The sequence below is a fragment of the Psychrobacter proteolyticus genome, assembly GCF_038155145.1.
Classification (GTDB): Bacteria; Pseudomonadota; Gammaproteobacteria; order Pseudomonadales; family Moraxellaceae; genus Psychrobacter; species Psychrobacter proteolyticus_B.
This window is the reverse complement of sequence record NZ_JBAKAY010000009.1, coordinates 61,705-79,085: the sequence shown is the minus strand read 5'-3', so window position 1 is coordinate 79,085 and position 17,381 is coordinate 61,705. Positions and strand designations below refer to the sequence as shown.

23 protein-coding genes and 1 tRNA gene are annotated in these 17,381 nt (G+C 43.2%); 17 read left to right on the top strand and 7 right to left on the bottom strand.

Annotated features, from left to right (window positions below; translation table 11 throughout):
- Nucleotides 1–66: 66 nt before the first annotated feature.
- The 7 genes from V6252_RS11710 to V6252_RS11680 form a co-directional block, all read right to left on the bottom strand.
- Nucleotides 67–1,017: a hypothetical protein gene (locus tag V6252_RS11710; protein ID WP_341610545.1), complete on the bottom strand. Its 951-nt coding sequence runs from the start codon at nt 1,015–1,017 to the stop codon at nt 67–69.
- A 141-nt stretch (nt 1,018–1,158) separates the two neighbouring features.
- A tRNA-Pro gene (locus V6252_RS11705) sits at nt 1,159–1,235 on the bottom strand.
- Between the two features lie 65 nt (nt 1,236–1,300).
- Nucleotides 1,301–1,672, bottom strand: coding sequence for a hypothetical protein (locus V6252_RS11700; RefSeq protein ID WP_341610544.1), 372 nt, complete (start codon nt 1,670–1,672; stop codon nt 1,301–1,303).
- A gap of 252 nt (nt 1,673–1,924) precedes the next feature.
- Nucleotides 1,925–3,451, bottom strand: coding sequence for an Asp-tRNA(Asn)/Glu-tRNA(Gln) amidotransferase subunit GatB (gatB, locus tag V6252_RS11695; RefSeq protein ID WP_102092404.1), 1,527 nt, complete (start codon nt 3,449–3,451; stop codon nt 1,925–1,927).
- Complete coding sequence (gatA, locus tag V6252_RS11690; RefSeq protein ID WP_341610543.1) at nt 3,451–4,947, bottom strand: Asp-tRNA(Asn)/Glu-tRNA(Gln) amidotransferase subunit GatA; 1,497 nt, start codon at nt 4,945–4,947, stop codon at nt 3,451–3,453. Before gatA ends, gatB begins: the two co-directional genes overlap by 1 nt.
- An 81-nt stretch (nt 4,948–5,028) precedes the next feature.
- Nucleotides 5,029–5,343, bottom strand: a complete 315-nt coding sequence (gene gatC / locus V6252_RS11685) for an Asp-tRNA(Asn)/Glu-tRNA(Gln) amidotransferase subunit GatC (protein ID WP_057758683.1) — start codon at nt 5,341–5,343, stop codon at nt 5,029–5,031.
- 528 nt (nt 5,344–5,871) lie between these two features.
- Nucleotides 5,872–6,000 (bottom strand): hypothetical protein, encoded by a 129-nt coding sequence (locus V6252_RS11680; RefSeq protein ID WP_264757031.1) that lies wholly within the window; start codon nt 5,998–6,000, stop codon nt 5,872–5,874.
- 25 nt (nt 6,001–6,025) lie between these two features.
- Here V6252_RS11680 and V6252_RS11675 point away from each other — a divergent pair, with 25 nt between their 5' ends.
- From V6252_RS11675 to rplN, 17 genes are all read left to right on the top strand, one after another.
- Nucleotides 6,026–7,063, top strand: coding sequence for a rod shape-determining protein (locus V6252_RS11675; protein ID WP_057758685.1), 1,038 nt, complete (start codon nt 6,026–6,028; stop codon nt 7,061–7,063).
- Between the two features lie 313 nt (nt 7,064–7,376).
- Entirely contained in the window at nt 7,377–8,237 is an 861-nt protein-coding gene (gene mreC, locus V6252_RS11670; RefSeq protein WP_341610542.1) for a rod shape-determining protein MreC, read from the top strand.
- 141 nt (nt 8,238–8,378) lie between these two features.
- Complete coding sequence (mreD, locus tag V6252_RS11665; protein WP_057758689.1) at nt 8,379–8,864, top strand: rod shape-determining protein MreD; 486 nt, start codon at nt 8,379–8,381, stop codon at nt 8,862–8,864.
- Nucleotides 8,865–8,969: 105 nt separating this feature from the next.
- Nucleotides 8,970–9,653 (top strand): Maf family protein, encoded by a 684-nt coding sequence (locus V6252_RS11660; RefSeq protein ID WP_341610541.1) that lies wholly within the window; start codon nt 8,970–8,972, stop codon nt 9,651–9,653.
- A gap of 120 nt (nt 9,654–9,773) precedes the next feature.
- On the top strand, nt 9,774–11,375 hold the full coding sequence (locus V6252_RS11655; RefSeq protein ID WP_341610540.1) for an Rne/Rng family ribonuclease: 1,602 nt from the start codon (nt 9,774–9,776) through the stop codon (nt 11,373–11,375).
- Nucleotides 11,376–11,785: 410 nt separating this feature from the next.
- A complete protein-coding gene (rpsJ, locus tag V6252_RS11650) occupies nt 11,786–12,097 on the top strand; it encodes a 30S ribosomal protein S10 (RefSeq protein ID WP_010196670.1) in 312 nt (103 codons plus the stop codon).
- Between the two features lie 49 nt (nt 12,098–12,146).
- On the top strand, nt 12,147–12,785 hold the full coding sequence (gene rplC, locus V6252_RS11645) for a 50S ribosomal protein L3 (protein ID WP_057758696.1): 639 nt from the start codon (nt 12,147–12,149) through the stop codon (nt 12,783–12,785).
- Between the two features lie 14 nt (nt 12,786–12,799).
- Nucleotides 12,800–13,402, top strand: coding sequence for a 50S ribosomal protein L4 (gene rplD / locus V6252_RS11640; RefSeq protein WP_057758698.1), 603 nt, complete (start codon nt 12,800–12,802; stop codon nt 13,400–13,402).
- Nucleotides 13,399–13,749 (top strand): 50S ribosomal protein L23, encoded by a 351-nt coding sequence (gene rplW / locus V6252_RS11635; protein ID WP_057758700.1) that lies wholly within the window; start codon nt 13,399–13,401, stop codon nt 13,747–13,749. The genes rplD and rplW overlap by 4 nt, the downstream gene beginning before the upstream one ends.
- Before the next feature lie 11 nt (nt 13,750–13,760).
- Nucleotides 13,761–14,588 (top strand): 50S ribosomal protein L2, encoded by an 828-nt coding sequence (gene rplB / locus V6252_RS11630; protein ID WP_057758702.1) that lies wholly within the window; start codon nt 13,761–13,763, stop codon nt 14,586–14,588.
- Between the two features lie 12 nt (nt 14,589–14,600).
- Nucleotides 14,601–14,876, top strand: coding sequence for a 30S ribosomal protein S19 (rpsS, locus tag V6252_RS11625; protein ID WP_010196682.1), 276 nt, complete (start codon nt 14,601–14,603; stop codon nt 14,874–14,876).
- Nucleotides 14,877–14,886: 10 nt separating this feature from the next.
- Nucleotides 14,887–15,216, top strand: a complete 330-nt coding sequence (gene rplV, locus V6252_RS11620; RefSeq protein ID WP_010196689.1) for a 50S ribosomal protein L22 — start codon at nt 14,887–14,889, stop codon at nt 15,214–15,216.
- A 3-nt stretch (nt 15,217–15,219) separates the two neighbouring features.
- Entirely contained in the window at nt 15,220–15,942 is a 723-nt protein-coding gene (gene rpsC / locus V6252_RS11615) for a 30S ribosomal protein S3 (RefSeq protein WP_057758704.1), read from the top strand.
- 3 nt (nt 15,943–15,945) lie between these two features.
- Nucleotides 15,946–16,359 (top strand): 50S ribosomal protein L16, encoded by a 414-nt coding sequence (gene rplP, locus V6252_RS11610; protein ID WP_025644399.1) that lies wholly within the window; start codon nt 15,946–15,948, stop codon nt 16,357–16,359.
- Nucleotides 16,359–16,556: a 50S ribosomal protein L29 gene (gene rpmC / locus V6252_RS11605; RefSeq protein ID WP_025644397.1), complete on the top strand. Its 198-nt coding sequence runs from the start codon at nt 16,359–16,361 to the stop codon at nt 16,554–16,556. Before rplP ends, rpmC begins: the two co-directional genes overlap by 1 nt.
- The gene (gene rpsQ, locus V6252_RS11600) at nt 16,553–16,828 is read left to right on the top strand and encodes a 30S ribosomal protein S17 (protein WP_021813375.1); all 276 of its coding nucleotides are present in this window, start codon (nt 16,553–16,555) and stop codon (nt 16,826–16,828) included. The genes rpmC and rpsQ overlap by 4 nt, the downstream gene beginning before the upstream one ends.
- A gap of 183 nt (nt 16,829–17,011) precedes the next feature.
- Nucleotides 17,012–17,380, top strand: coding sequence for a 50S ribosomal protein L14 (gene rplN, locus V6252_RS11595; protein WP_010196702.1), 369 nt, complete (start codon nt 17,012–17,014; stop codon nt 17,378–17,380).
- Nucleotide 17,381: the final 1 nt, after the last annotated feature.

The following is a 17,381-nucleotide window of genomic DNA, read 5'->3' as shown; positions in this document are numbered from 1 at the left end:
CTGCGGCTTATGGTTGCTAGTTTATGAGGTGAAGTTAGTGAATAAATTAAGGTTGATTAATTAAAGTTAAAGTTCATCTTTCAGCTTATTTTTAATAATGTGAGAATACTCTTTAATGGCGTTGCTTATTTTAGCTGTATTACCTTTTAGTCCAAACATATCATCATCAATAACTTGTAGTTCTTGTTGTGCAAGGTTAACGATAGCTTCATTTATCTGTGTCGCATTAGGTCTATTACCTACTTGGAATACATTGGATTTTTGAGCAAGTAAAATCGCTAACATTGCTATCAATTTTTTATCTTGGCTTCTACTACTAACTTCTTCATTTATAGTTTTTGTTAGCGCTTCTTTTTGTGGTATCTCATTAGGCATTGATGCTATAAGATCTATAGCCTTGTTTAATGTCTCTAATGACAGCTTAGGTTGTGGGACATCTTTATCACGCTCTTTAGCTAAATTTATTTTTTTCTGTTGTAAAGTAATAGGATGCCAACCCGTACCGCTAGAAACCCCCTCAGGCTTTACCGTAGCATCAATACCATCACAGCTATAAGTATGATAAATATAATCACTTGCTTGATCAAAATTGAGATTCAAGCCTTTTATGTAATCTAACTCGTAAAGCTCTGCTTTATTTAGGTAGAAGTTGGAATAAACTAATTTATAGTAATCTTCGTTTATAAAGCTATCTTTCCAATGACTACTATCTATACCGTCTTCTTTGTCTCTAATGAAACATACATACGCATGGTAAGCATGGTAACCATCAAAGGTAATCTGTTCAAAAAATCTTTCTATGTTTTTATCAGCTCCAGATTTTATCTTCCCTTTAAAGACTCTGTAGTGCCGATCAATTTCATAAGATGTAATATCCTTTGAAAAGGCGTTGTAAAGTAACCATGAAGCAACGTCGCTAACTGTTTCTTTTTGAGTGAAAGCAACGTAGAAAAGAAAATCTTTTATGGATACATATTCTTTGTAGAAGTCTGTTTTAGGTTTATCCATTAAACTCATAATTTATATTCCTACATCTTTAGATTGAACGAGTCTAGCTCACTTTCTATTTAGTACACCACAAACTAACCAACCAAATTTAGCACAAAAAAAAGCCAACCATTGAAAACAATGATTGGCTTTTCTTATTACTGCTATGTTTGGTCGGAACGGCAGGATTTGAACCTGCGACCACTACACCCCCAGTGTAGTGCGCTACCAGACTGCGCTACGCCCCGAATGACTGACTATTTTACGCAAAACTATGTATATTGCAAGGATTAATTATTGTACAAATAACCCACTAACCTATATTGTCAAAAAGCCACTTGCCTTCTTTTGTACGTCTAAAAAACATGCCCCAAGCGGTATTAACAATGCTTGAAACATACTCTAGATTAACTTCATCGTCTTGCAAATTAATTTCGACTTCATATATGTACGGCTGATACTTTTCAATCGTATTTTGCTGATTTTTGTTTGCCTCTAAATCCATCTCTACTATTTGAGACATAACTTCTCTAGCGCGCTGTAATAAATCAGAGGTAGGTTCGCCTTTATTTAAAGTCAAACGCACATCAAATTCATTTGCAATAATAATATTTAATTCTGCCGCATTTTTATCAAACAAAGCAGAATTAAAATATTGAACGATCATATTTTCTTGCGAATTCAAGGAATCTAGACATTGTATAGACGTAACATTCTTGCTCAAGCTATACTTATTGATCATTTAAAATTTCCCTAAAGCTACGTATGTAGAAATATTTAAAAAGCTTATGAAACACCTAGAATGTATAAATAAAAATGCTAATCTAAATTCATTGCAAGCATAGTAAGAGAATCCCTCTTATAAGTTACTTGTACTTTTATCGATGAATAGTAACTTTTCATGTAAAAGTACAAGCAACGTGCTCTTATCACAAAGTTAACCCAATAATTCTTTTAGAATTTGGTTCACTTGCTGTGGGTTAGCACTACCGCGACTGGCTTTCATGACCTGACCGACCAGACCGTTAAAGGCTTTTTCCTTACCGCCGCGATATTCTTCGACCATCGCTTCATTTTTTGCAATGACTTCTTCGACCATCGCTTTGATAGCGCCAGTATCGGTTTCTTGCTTAAGGCCTTTGTCTTTGATGATTTTATCTGCTGCATCATCGCCATCGCCGCCTTCGCGCTCGTATAGAGCACTAAAGACTTTTTTAGCCAGTTTGCCAGATAGCGTGTCATCTTTGATACGCTTGAGCATGCCAGCCAACTGTTTGGCGCTGATAGGGGAGTCGATGATATCGGTGTCATCTTTGTTCAGCGCGCCGAGCAAGTCGCCCATGACCCAGTTGCCAGCCATTTTGGCATCTTGCTGTCCGATTTCAGCTACCACATCTTCGAAGTAATCAGCAATTTGACGACTACCAGTCAAGATACGAGCGTCATATTCTGACAGACCAAGTGCTTCTTCAAAGCGTGCGCGACGAGCAACTGGTAGCTCAGGCATCGCTGCTTTGATCGCATCAACCGTATGCTGCTCGATACGGACAGGTAGCAGGTCAGGATCAGGGAAGTAGCGATAGTCGTTGGCGTCTTCTTTGGTACGCATGGTACGCGTTTCATCACGCTCTGGATCATATAGCATCGTTGCTTGGACAACTTTGCCGCCATCTTCTAGGATATCGATTTGACGCTCGATTTCACGATTGATAGCACGTTCGATAAAGCGGAACGAGTTTAGGTTTTTTAGTTCAGTACGTGTACCGAGATCAGCGCCTGGCTTGCGCACAGAGACGTTACAGTCACAGCGGAATGAGCCTTCGGCCATTACTGCGTCTGAAATACCTAGCCACGTGACTAGCTGATGGATGGCTTTGATGTAGGCAAGTGCTTCGTGAGCTGAGCGCATGTCTGGCTCAGAGACGATTTCGATTAGTGGCGTACCTGCACGGTTCAAATCCACACCAGTCATACCGTCGACTGCATCATGGACAGATTTACCAGCATCTTCTTCTAGATGTGCGCGGGTGATACCCATACGCTTCGGATATTCGTTCTTTTCCCCTTCATTGACCACGACATCGATATAGCCTTCACCTACAATAGGATTGGCCATCTGAGTGATTTGATAGCCTTTAGGCAAATCAGGGTAGAAGTAGTTTTTACGGTCAAACGTATTAAATAGACCCAACTCAGCATTAACACCGATACCGAATTTTAGCGCGCGATCGACCACACCAGCATTTAGCACTGGTAATACGCCAGGCAAACCCAAATCGACGATACTTGCTTGGCTGTTTGGCTCATGACCAAAGTCAGTCGGCGCACTTGAGAAGATCTTACTTTCCGTATTTAGCTGGCAGTGAATCTCGATACCGATGACCACTTCATAGCCATCGACAAATAGCTCTTTACGCACGGCGTGTTCACGGACGGCATTGTTATCAGTAGTAGCTGTACTCATTATACCGTCTCCTTTGCGATGGTAGAGTGTTGTAGGTGATGATCAGTATGTTGCTGGAACAGATGCGCAGTCGTGAGCAGTTGACTTTCTTGCCAGTGCTTACCGATCAATTGCAAACCAATAGGTAGACCTTCCGTCGTCAAACCAACTGGCTGACTGAGGGCAGGTAGACCCGCTAGGTTGACCGCGATGGTATAAACGTCACCTAAATACATCGTTGCAGGATCTAGGTCTTCACTGAGTTTATAAGCCGCAGTCGGTGCAGTCGGGCTAGCGATCACATCACAGCTAGCAAATGCTTCGTCAAAGTCTTTGACGATCAAACGACGAATCTTCTGTGCCTTAGTATAGTAAGCATCAAAGTAGCCAGCCGATAGCGCATAAGTCCCTGTCAAAATACGACGTTGTACTTCAGGGCCAAAGCCTTCAGAGCGTGAGCGTGTATATAGATCGATAAGGTCGGTTGGGTTCTCACAGCGATAGCCAAAACGTACGCCATCGAAGCGTGAAAGGTTCGATGATGCTTCAGCAGGTGCTAACATATAGTAAGTGGCAAGCGTGATCTCAGGATCAGTGATGTTTACTTCTACAATCGTTGCACCAAGCTCTTCGTATTTCTTGAGCGCAGCACGTGCTGCTTGCTCGACTTCGCTATCAAGCCCTGTACCAAAGTATTCTTTGGCTACACCAATACGAAGACCTTCAAATGGCTTATCACCAGCAGCAGCCTCCGCATCATTGATGTCTTGTACGTAGTCAGGCATCTCGTATTTGATAGAAGTGGCATCGCGCGGATCATGACCAATCATTGGCTGGAGCAGATAGGCGCAATCTTTAGCGCTGCGTCCCATGCTACCCGCCTGATCCAAACTTGAGGCGTAGGCAATCATACCAAAGCGTGACACACGGCCATAAGTAGGCTTGATACCTGTTAGGCCACAGAATGAGGCAGGCTGACGAATAGAGCCACCCGTATCACTACCGGTAGCAACAGGAACAAAACCAGCAGCAACAGCAGCAGCACTACCACCTGACGAGCCACCAGGCACGCGCTCTAGATTCCAAGGATTCTGTACCGTACCGTAGTAAGAGCTACTGTTGTCTGAGCCCATCGCAAACTCATCCATATTGAGCTTACCTAAGCTAATCATGCCAGCTTTGTCGATGTTAGAAACGATAGTCGCGTCATATGGTGAGACAAAGTTATGTAGCATCTTAGAGCCACAAGTGGTCAGTACGCCTTGGGTACAAAAGATATCTTTGTGCGCCATTGGTACGCCGAGTAGTGGACGCTGATCGCCTTGTGCACGCATCTCGTCTGCCGCTTTTGCTTGTGCGCGTGCTGTCTCAGAAGTATGAGTGATAAAGCTATTGATCTTGCTGTCTAGCGCATCGATACGCTTGATGTAGTGTTCGGTTAATTCCGCGCTGCTAAATTGTTTGTTTTGCAAGCCAGTAATGAGCTGCTCGGTACTTAATAAATGAAGTTCAGACATAAGGTGTCGTCCGTCAAAATGTTAATAGCATAAAATAAAATAGGATAGTGACAAATGCATGGTTGTATTATTCAGCCACTATTATTCAATCACCTGAGGCACTAGATACAAGCCTTCTTCTACAGCAGGCGCGACTGACTGATTACGCTCACGATTGATATCGTGTTTTGCCACATCAGCACGCAGCTCTTGGCAAGCTTCATGGATATTGGCTAGTGGCTTGATGTCTGTCGTATCAACGTTAGATAGCGTATTCATCAGTTTTAATACTTTACTGATATCATCAGCATAGCTATCGGCTGTACTTTCATCGACACCTAAGCGGGCAAGGTTGGCAACTTCTAGGATTTCTTCACGGCTGACGTTGCTGTCAGACGTTGCTGGCTGCTGAGACATAGTTTCTCCAGTTAAGGACAGTTTTTGTTAGAGTAGTTGATTACGAAAACGAAAATACGTAAGCGCTAAAATAGAAACAACTAAAATAGAGATAAATAATCAGTGAGCTTATTATAAAGCATCTGACTCAAGTTTACAGAGCATGACGCTTGATTGATGCACAATCTCAACCAAGAGGCTGAGTTGATAAAGACGTAATATTAAATAAGATATGGTGCTAGCTGATCCATAATGCCAATTAAGACACAATGATTTACAGAGAATTGCAAAACTGACCCCCTAATTCATCATTGTTCCTCAATTGCTCTCCAATTAGCTTCTAAAATACGTTACAGTATGCATCTGCTATTAAGCAAAACATTCATCTGCCTGTAGAGCCTTGTTAGTTATCAGATTAAATGATGTTTCATTGAGTTGAATGATATTCACTACTATTTCAAACTTTGTAACAACTTTTGGCGTCTAAGACAAAAATCCTTACTTACTGATGCAAATATCTATGTTTTTTTTGAGCTAAATCGGTATAATTTAGCTCAGTTTTTTCATTTCATCATTATAGTTTGGATTTTGACTTGTTGGGATGATTAACTGTTGCCACAAGTAATGTTTAACGACGACCTGCTCAACACTGACGAGTAACACCTCAGTCAATCTCATTCGCCTCATTCGTAAGACGCTGGATATATTAGTCATGAACCTGTTTGGATTTTTATCAAATAATATCGCTATCGACCTCGGTACTGCGAACACCCTAATTTTTATTCCTAATAAAGGCGTCGTGCTTGACGAGCCTACGGTGGTCGCGTTACGAAGCAATCGTACTCAAAACCCGACCGTCGCCGCTGTTGGTATCGATGCCAAGCAGATGCTAGGTCGTACGCCTGCGAACATCACAGCGATTCGCCCGTTGAAAGACGGTGTGATTGCTGATTTTGAAGTGACGCAAAAAATGCTTAAGCACTTTATCGCTAAAGTAAAAGCCAAGCGTTTTATGGCACAGCCTAACGTCGTGGTTTGTGTGCCATGTAAGTCTACCTTGGTTGAGCGTAAGGCGATTCGTGAGGCAGTATCATCAGCAGGTGCGAGCAAAGTACTATTGCTAGAAGAGCCAATGGCTGCGGCAATCGGTGCTGGTATGCCAGTTCATGAAGCCAGTGGTTCTATGGTGGTGGACATCGGTGGTGGTACAACTGAGATTGCTGTTATCGCACTATCTGGTTGCGTATATGCTGAGTCGATTCGTATCGGTGGCGATATGTTTGATGAAGCGATCATCACCCATGTACGCCGTACGCATGGTTGTGTCATTGGTGAGACGACTGCTGAGCGTATCAAAAAAGAAGTCGGTTCTGCATTGAATGAAGACAGCCAACTAGAAGTAGAAGTTCGTGGTCGTAGCATGGCAGAAGGTGTGCCAAAGACCTTTACTGTCAATTCAGAAGAAGTGCAAAAAGCGTTGACTGATCCATTGAGTGGTATTGTTAGCGCTGTAAAAGTAGCACTTGAGCAGACTCCGCCAGAGTTATCATCAGATATCGCTGAGCGTGGCATTGTATTGACAGGTGGCGGCGCACTATTACGTGACTTAGATAAACTTATCTCGCAAGAGACCGGTTTGCCAGTGACGGTAGCAGAAGACCCATTAACCTGCGTCAGCCGTGGTGGTGGTATCGCGCTTGATTTCATCAATAACAAAAGTTTAAACATGATTTTTGTTTAAGTCATCTTTATCCTTAATTGCTATATAGTCTTGGCAATATATGATGATTTATGTGAATGATGAAACTATAAATATAGTCGGTTCAATATAATTTGGATACAAAGAAGCCGAGCGAAAGTACTACAAATAGTAGGCTGAGCGTGACTGACACCGTATCCAATTTATAGAAAATTGACTATATATAAAATTAAAGGTAGCCGATTGTGCTACCTTTAATTGCATTCATTTGTGCTAGAACACAATATCCTCGATAAACACTCATGCTGTAAATAAGTGCTATTGTTCATTTTAGAATCCTTAAATCAGACGACTTATGACTCCAAGTATTTTTGCTCGCCAGCCGTTATCACTTCGTAAGACTGTTATTGTATTGATAGCAGCCTTAATTTTGATGTGGTTTGATAGCAAAAACTCTGATTGGTTCAAGCCTGTACGTAGCACCAGTCATGCCGCCATGCAACCAATCTATGAGCTGTCTCTATTACCAAGCTATGCCAAGCACTGGGCAGGTGGTAGTCTACAATCAAAAGAAGCACTGCGTCGCGAAAACATGCAGCTAAAGTCGCAATTGATACACGCGCATGCCAAGCTACAACAGCAAGATTATATCTTGGCGCAGAACGCACGTCTGCAAGGTATCTTATCTACCACCAAGCCTGAGCAGTTCGATCTTAATTTGGCGCAAGTCATCGGCACAGATACCAACTTGCTCAGACAGATTGTCGTGCTTAATAAAGGTGAGCAAGATGGCGTACAAGTTGGGCAAACGGTCATCGATGAAGACGGTGTATTAGGACAGATTATCAATGTCTACCCGAATACTAGCCGTTTGTTGTTGATTACAGATGAGCAGCAGTCAGTTGCGGTTACTGTTAAGCGTACTGGTCAGCGTGCTATCGTCACAGGCCAAGGCATCCCATCTTCATTAAGTCTCAATTACGTCTTCAAAACATCGGATGTGCGAGTAGGTGATGAACTAGTGTCTTCAGGACTGGGCGGTCGTATTCCGGCAGGTTATCGAGTAGGGCGTATCGCGCATGTCAAAGACGAGCAAACCGATAACTTTAGAACGATCGAAGTTACTCCAGCAGCCAACTTTATCGATAATGCCTATGTTTTAATACTTCAAGACAAGCTGTTAAATGAGAACAATGCTGCTGCTAGTGATCCATAGATAACGACGTAAGCCACAGTATTGACGGCTAATTAGCTGGCTTATTAATGTTTTAAAGCTTTCCATTTATGGTATTCACCTTGCCAATATCCAATCAACAATATAACAGCAACCATCAAACACTCGCTAAGGTAAGTACCCATGTCGTATCCTGATTCTGAGAATGCCACGGTACTATTGATAGTTGTGATTGTTCTGAGTTTCATCGCTGCATCATCACTCAATGTCTATCCACTAAGCCCAAGCATGGCCACATTGCGTCCCATGGTCATGATCATGGTGCTGATTTATTGGTTGCTGTTTCAGCCGCGCTATGTCGGCATTTTTACCGCATTCACAGTTGGACTAATTGCTGATTTATTGATGGATACCCATTTAGGGCAGCAAGCGTTCGCCGCTGTTGTGGTTGCACTGGTTATTAAAATTACTAGTATCTACGTCAGACAGTTGAATACCGTGAGCGCGTGGCTGATTGCTAGTCTAGGGCTGATTGTCTTTCAGTTAAATCTATGGATACTACAGATGTTTATTCAAAACGTCTTTGTCGCCCAGTCTGCATTGTCATTGTTTATGAGTATTATTAGCTGGCCACTCGTGCTGTTTGCTTTGCGCAAGTTTTCGCGTTGATAAATCATCAGTTATCAAGATTACTTTGTTTAACAGCTTAGCTTGCTCTGTATACAATATTGTACAACCACACACATCATAAATTTATAAATGAAGAGAAGATTGATGGATATCGTTTTGGCATCTGGCTCTCCGCGTCGTCGTGAGCTACTAGAAAGAGTGCAACTAGATTTTACTATCTTGAGCGTAGATATTGATGAGACGGCGTTAGATAATGAGTCGCCGACAGACTATATCGAACGCATGGTCGCAACCAAAGCCGATGCCGCGATACAAAAATTGTGCGACACGTCTCGAGCAGATTACGATAGCCTCACATCACCATTTATGATTTTGACCTCTGACACCATCGGTGTGCTGTCAGATGGTAAGACAGTCTTGGTCAAGCCCGTCGATCGCGATCATGCATATAGTATGTGGCAGCGTATGTCTGATAACGTCCACGAAGTATGGACTGCCGTTCAAGCGACTCAAGTACAGTTATTGCCTAAAGCAGAACCAAGCCCATCAGAACCTACACAGTCCTTGCAAATTATTAATCAGCAGCGAATCACTGAGCGTACGGAAGTGACCTTTATACCACTGACGACACAGATGATGAGCGATTATTGGGATAGTGGCGAACCTGCTGATAAAGCGGGCGGGTATGGTATTCAAGGACTGGGTGCGGCATGGGTTAGTCGTATTAATGGCAGCTATACCAATGTCGTTGGTCTGCCACTGGCACAAACACTGGCACTAATCAAAGGAATCAAAGAAGGCAGTATGGACACAGTCAACCCGTTATAATGGGATATGCACATAATGACACGGTAGGGTAATGGGCAAGAGCAAGTCGCATTTGTTACACTGTCAATCTAATAGGCGATGACCGTCTAATAAGAAAGCTGAGAGATAAGAGAAAAAACTATGTCCGAAGAGCTGCTGATTAATATTAGTCCAATGGAATCCCGTGTTGCGGTTTTAGACAATGGTATTTTGGGCGAGATTTATATTGAACGACATCACAAACTGGGGTTGGTCGGCAATATCTATCTGGGGACGGTCGTACGTGTCCTTCCTGGTATGCAGGCAGCCTTCGTAGATATTGGTCAATCACGGACCGCATTTCTACATGTCAACGATATGCAGCGTGAACCACGCCCCGTTGCAGAAAAAAACAAAGCGGCTAAGGTCACTAAGCACGAGATAAATGAGGACGATGCGACTACCAACGCTTCTGCTGATAGCTTGGCTGTGACACCGCCTATTGTCAGTGCACAAAGCACAGAGATCGTACCAGCGTCTAAAACTTTGATTCAGCATCGCCTACATGAAAGTCAGCGTATTTTGGTACAGGTAACCAAAGACCAGTTAGGAAGTAAAGGTGCTCGTCTAACGACCAACATCTCACTACCATCACGTTATCTAGTATATTTGCCATCGAGTGATCATATTGGCATATCGCAGCGTATCGATGGCGAAGAAGAGCGTAGCCGATTAAAGACCGAACTTAGCAGCCTAATGCAGACGGTCAATCTAAAAGGTGGCCTTATCGCCCGTACCGCTGCTGAGCGTGTGCCCGTCGATAAGCTAGAAGAAGACATCTATTATCTATTGCAGCTGTGGCGTACTATCTGTGCTCGTCGTCAAGAGATTAATCATCATCAGAGCTCAGAGCTAATCTATCAAGAACTGTCATTACCATTACGTTCTATCCGTGACTTGGTTCACGCTGATACCGAAAAAGTCATCATTGATAATACGCAAATCTATGAGCAAGTCAGATACTTTGCTAAAGAGTTTGTTCCATTTGTCTATGATCGTATTGTGCATTATACTGCTGAGCAGTCGCTATTCGATGTACACCGTGTTGAAGATGACTTGCGTGACGCATTAAAGCGCCGTGTCGATCTCAAGTCTGGCGGCTATCTGATTATCGATCAGACCGAAGCTATGACCACGATTGATGTTAATACAGGTTCTTTTGTGGGTGGTCGCTCATTAGAGGATACGGTTTATAAGACTAATCTAGAAGCCACACATGCTATCGCTCGACAGCTACGACTACGTAATCTAGGCGGCATCATTATTCTAGATTTTATCGATATGCTTGAACAGCAGCATAAAGATGACGTGCTTGAGAGCCTACAGGCACAGCTTACTCAAGATTATGCAAAAACCAAAATTACGCAGGTTAGTGAACTTGGCTTAGTAGAGATGACACGCAAACGCACGCGTGAATCATTGGGTCAGCAGCTTTGTGAGCCGTGTTCGACTTGTCAAGGTCGAGGGTTTGTCAAAACCGCAGAGACGGTTTGCTTTGAGATTTTCCGCGAAATCATGCGCTGCGCCCGCACTTATAATTCTCCCAAAAAGTTCACAGTGGTTGCTCATGCGGCAGTCATTGATTTATTGCTTACAACAGAGTCAGACACAGTGGCTGATTTAGAGTATCTGCTAGGTAGGGTGATTACTTTTGATGTAGAGAATCTATATACCCAAGAGCAGTATGATATTGTTTTAGATTAATATTATCCAAAACAAATAATAATTTTAGATGAAAATATTTGTGTGATTAGTGGCTAGTATAAGAAGGAGCATCTCTAATGATACTAGAGATTGCTCTTGCAATACCTAAAATACTATGTATAATATACACCACTGAATTATATATGCGCAGCTGAATAAAAAAAGCTAGCGCTATGACAGCTAGAGCATCGTTTCTAGCACTATTTCATTATGCCTTTGCTACTTTCCAATTAATAGGAGGGTTGGCGGGGCTTTAAACTATTTTGCTTTTGGCACGCTATAAGTTCGGATAAAGAACTCATTCTGGTTAAGAACAGAAGGCCGCTTTAAGTGAATATTTAACCAAACTGCTTTTGATCATGGTCTTGCGACGCAAGAATGACAAAGGCACATATTAGGAGCTTGCTGGCATGGCTAACCAGAGAATCCGTATCCGTCTTAAGTCTTTTGATCATCGTCTGATTGATCAATCTGCACAAGAGATTGTTGATACTGCAAAGCGCACCGGTGCGCAAGTTTGTGGTCCTGTACCGTTGCCGACTCGCATTGAGCGCTTCAACGTTCTAACCTCACCACACGTTAACAAAGACGCTCGTGACCAGTACGAAATCCGTACTCATAAGCGTATGGTTGATATCGTTCAGCCAACTGACAAAACTGTGGATGCGCTAATGAAATTAGATTTAGCGGCGGGTGTTGACGTTCAAATTGCTTTGGGTTAATGCACATTAAACACCCAACCCATTAATATAAGATATAAAGAGGTCTAAAATGGCGATCGGTTTAGTCGGTAAAAAGTGCGGCATGACCCGTGTCTTCACTGAAACAGGCGCATCTATCCCTGTAACAGTTGTTGAGGTCGATGCAAACCGCATTACTCAAGTAAAAAATACTGATGTAGATGGTTATCAAGCCATCCAAATTACCACAGGTACTCGTCGTGACAGCCGCGTAACAGCTGCACAAAAGGGTCACTTCGCTAAAGCTGGTGTTAAAGCTGGCCGTGGTGTTTGGGAATTCCGTGCCAACGAAAGCGATCTTGAAGGTCGTGAGATTGGTGGCGAGATTCTAGCTGACTTGTTCGAACAAGGTCAGATGGTTGATGTGACAGGACAGAGCAAAGGTAAAGGTTTCCAAGGCCCTGTTAAGCGTCACAACTTTAGTATGCAAGATGCTACTCATGGTAACTCAGTGTCTCATCGTGCGCATGGTTCAACTGGTCAAAACCAGTCACCAGGTAAAGTATTCAAAGGCAAGAAGATGGCGGGTCAGATGGGTAACAAGCGTGTTACCGTTCAGGGCCTAGAAGTGATTTCGGTTGATGCCGAAAAAGGGTTACTTGTCATCAAGGGTGCTATCCCAGGTGCCACCGGTGGCGATGTTATCGTACGTCCGTCAGTCAAAGCCTAAGCAAGGGGATTAACGTGGATTTAAAAACAGTTACAGGTGCGGCGGTTGAGCTTTCTGATACGGCATTTGGTCGTGAATTCAACGAAGCACTAGTGCATCAAGTCGTCACCGCTTATTTAGCTGGTGCTCGCCAAGGTACACGCGCACAAAAAACACGTGCCGAAGTTTCTGGCGGTGGTATTAAGCCATGGCGCCAAAAAGGTACTGGTCGCGCTCGTGCGGGTTCTATTCGTAGCCCAATCTGGCGTTCAGGTGGTCGTGCATTCGCTGCAAAACCACAAGATTGGTCACAGAAAGTAAACCGTAAAATGTATCGCGGTGCGATGCAGTGCATCCTAGCAGAATTGATTCGTCAAGAGCGTCTGATTTTGGTAGAAGAGTTGAGCGTTTCTGGGCCGAAAACCAAAGAACTGATTGCTAAGTTAAACGATTTAAATGCACCTCGTGCACTAATCGTTACTAAAGAAGTTGATGAAAACTTATACTTAGCTGCTCGCAACATTCCACATGTCAATGTACTTGGTACAAACGAAGTGGACCCAGTGAGCTTGATCGCATTTGATAAAGTGATCATGTCAGTTGAAGCTGCGAAACAATTTGAGGAAGCACTAGCATGAATAACGCAAGACTTTATCAGGTCTTAAGAGGGCCTGTATTCTCAGAAAAATCTCAAATGCTTGGCGACTCACTTGGTGTGCAGGTATTTAAAATTGATTCTAATGCTACTAAGCTTGAAGTCAAGAAAGCAGTTGAGTTGATGTTTGAAGGTGTTGAAGTCACTAAAGTAAACACTTTGAATGTTAAAGGTAAGACAAAGCGTTTTGGTAAAAGCATTGGCCGTCGTAACGACTACAAAAAAGCCTATGTTACCTTAAAAGCTGGTCAAGATGTACAAATGGCTGATGCTGGTGAAGAAGTAGCGAATACTACTGATTCTACTAGTGAAACAGCGAATAACGAATAAGGATTACACTCATGCCTATCGTAAGAGCAAAGCCAACATCACCAGGCCGTCGTTTTGTTGAAAAAGTAGTGCATCCACACCTGTACAAAGGTCGTCCGTTTGCAGCACTTCTAGAATCAAAAAGCAAGTCAGGTGGTCGTAACAATAATGGCCGCATTACTACTCGTCACATTGGCGGTGGTCATAAGCAACATTATCGCATTATCGATTTCAAACGTACTAAAGACAATATCCCAGCAACGGTAGAGCGTATCGAATACGATCCTAACCGTACTGCTCATATTGCTCTACTTAAGTATGCTGATGGCGAACGTCGTTACATTATCGCTGCTAAGAAACAAGTAGTTGGTGATACAGTAATGTCAGGCGAGACTTCTCCAATTCGTCCAGGTAACTGCTTACCGCTAAAAAACATCCCATTGGGTACTGTGATTCACAATATCGAGCTTAAAATCGGTAAAGGTGCACAGATGGCTCGTTCTGCGGGTGCTAGCGTTCAGTTACTAGGTCGTGACGGTGTTTATGCTATTCTACGTATGCGTTCTGGCGAAACTCGCCGTGTACACGTAAATTGCCGCGCTGTTATTGGTGAAGTTTCTAACACTGAAAACAACTTGAAATCACTTGGTAAAGCCGGTGCTTCACGTTGGCGTGGTGTTCGTCCTTCTGTTCGTGGTGTCGCTATGAACCCGGTTGATCACCCACACGGTGGTGGTGAAGGTCGTAACAAAGGTCGCCATCCAACCAGCCCTTGGGGTCAGAAGTCTAAAGGACTTAAAACGCGTCACAATAAGCGTACTGACAACATGATCATCCGCCGTCGCGCCAAGAAGAAATAAAGGAAGAATTTCATGCCTCGTTCATTGAAAAAAGGTCCATTCATAGACGCGCACTTGTTTGCTAAAGTTGAGAATGCATTAGACACCAACTCACGCAAGCCAATTAAGACTTGGTCGCGCCGCTCGATGATTCTGCCACAAATGGTTGGCCTAACTTTATCTGTTCACAACGGCCGTACTCATGTACCGGTTATCGTGAGCGAGCAGATGGTTGGTCATAAACTAGGTGAATTTGCCCCGACTCGTACGTATCGTGGTCACGGCATTGACAAAAAAGCTAAGAGATAAGGTGCTTACCATGGAAGTAACTGCAAAATTACGCGGTGCCGCCATATCGGCACAAAAAGTTAGACTCGTTGCTGATGAAGTTCGTGGCAAATCTATTGAGCGTGCTTTGGATATCCTAACGTATAGCAATAAAAAAGGCGCTGTGTTTGTTAAGAAATGCCTTAACTCAGCCATCGCCAATGCCGAAAACAACAACGGTCTAGATATCGATACTCTTAAAGTATCAACTATCTACGTTGATGAAGGCATTACGCTAAAACGTATCCTACCACGTGCCAAAGGCCGTGCTGATCGTATCAGCAAGCGTACTTGTCACATCACTATAAAGGTAGGAGAATAAGTTATGGGTCAAAAAGTACATCCAATCGGAATTCGTCTTGGTGTTGTAAAAAAGCATAACGCAAACTGGTATGCTAACCCTAAACAATACTCAGAATACCTAATCAACGACATTCAAGTTCGTGAATATCTACGCAAAAAGCTAGACAACGCTATGATCAGCAACATCATGATCGAGCGTCCTACTGGCGCTGCTAAGATTACCATCGCCACTGCGCGTCCTGGTATTGTTATCGGTAAGAAAGGCGAAGATATCGAAAGACTTCAAAAAGAATTGACCAAAATTATGGGCGTACCTGCTCAGGTCAACATTGAAGAAATCACGTCACCTGACCTTGATGCACGTTTGGTAGCAGACGGCATTGGTAGCCAGCTTGAGCGTCGTGTTATGTTCCGTCGTGCGATGAAACGCGCGGTACAGAACAGCATGCGTTCTGGTGCTAAAGGTATCAAGGTTGAGCTGTCTGGCCGTCTAGGCGGTGCTGAGATTGCTCGTAGTGAATGGTACCGTGAAGGTCGTGTGCCATTGCATACACTCCGTGCTGATATTGACTACTCGTCAATTCGTGCAGAGACAACTTACGGCACCATCGGTGTTAAAGTTTGGATTTTCCGTGGCGAAATCCTTGACGGTATGAACAGCGTATATAATCCCGTCAAAGAAGAGCAGACTCGTGCGCCAAAACGCCGTGGTCGTGGAAACCGTCGAAACTCAGACAGAGGTTAAACTATGTTACAGCCAAAACGTACCAAGTTTCGTAAAATGCACAAAGGTCGTAACACTGGGCTAGCTCATCGTGGAAGCACCGTTGCATTCGGACAAATTGGTCTAAAATCATTGACGCGTGGTCGTATGACAGCTCGTCAAATCGAAGCAGCACGTCGTACCATCACTCGTAAAATTAAGCGTGGCGGTAAGATTTGGATTCGTGTATTCCCTGACAAACCAATTACCAACAAACCATTAGAAGTACGTATGGGTAAAGGTAAAGGTCCAGTTGAATATTGGGTATGCGAAATCAAACCTGGTAAAGTGCTATATGAAATTGAAGGGGTATCTGAAGAGCTTGCTCGTGATGCATTAACGCTCGCTGCAGCAAAATTGCCCTTTAAAACTACCATTGTTAAGCGGACGATAATGTAATGAAGATCAGTGAATTACGTGATAAATCATTAGAAGAACTGACCCAGTTACTTGATGAAAAGCAACTTGATGCTTTCCGTATTCGTATGGCTAAAGCAACTGGTCAGTTGGGTAATACCCATGAAGTTAGAGCCAATCGTCGCACGATTGCCCAGCTTCAGACTTTGATTAACGAGAAACAACGAGGCGACTCATGAGCGATAACAATCAAACAGCTACCAATGCTAGCGTATTGACAGGACGAGTTGTCAGCGACAAGATGGATAAGTCCATCACAGTTTTGATTGAGCGTCTGGTTCGTCATCCTTTGTATGGCAAGCAGCTTCGTCGTTCTACGAAAATCAAAGCTCATGATGAGAATAACGTTTGCCAACAAGGCGACCTTGTCCGCATCAAAGAAACGCGTCCAATCTCAAAAACTAAGTCTTGGACTTTAGTTGATGTGGTTGAAAAAGTAGAAAAAATCTAAGTAAATTGCATTAAAAGCCAGAAGCTGTTAAAATAGCCGCCTTTTTAAGGATGCTGATTGCGCCGAGCGTATATCACTCACATTAAGAGTAAGTCGCGGTTATTTATATTAAAATGCCGTCCTACTCATTCTGTGCTAGCGGCAGCAACTGGTTTTTATTGCTCATACGTGTGGAGTAACGCTATGATTCAGGTTGAGTCAATGCTGGAAGTTGCAGACAATAGCGGTGCAAGGCGAGTTCAGTGCATTAAAGTACTGGGTGGTTCTCATCGTCGTTATGCATCAGTTGGCGACATTATTAAAGTAACGGTTAAAGAAGCCATTCCTCGTGGTCGTGTTAAAAAAGGCGACGTGATGAATGCAGTAGTTGTACGTACCAAAAAAGGCGTTCGTCGTCCAGATGGTTCTGTGTTACGTTTTGACGACAATGCTGCGGTATTGTTGAACCAAAACAAAGCGCCGATTGCAACTCGTATTTTTGGACCGGTAACTCGTGAACTACGTGGTGATCAGTTTATGAAAATTGTATCACTAGCACCAGAAGTATTGTGAG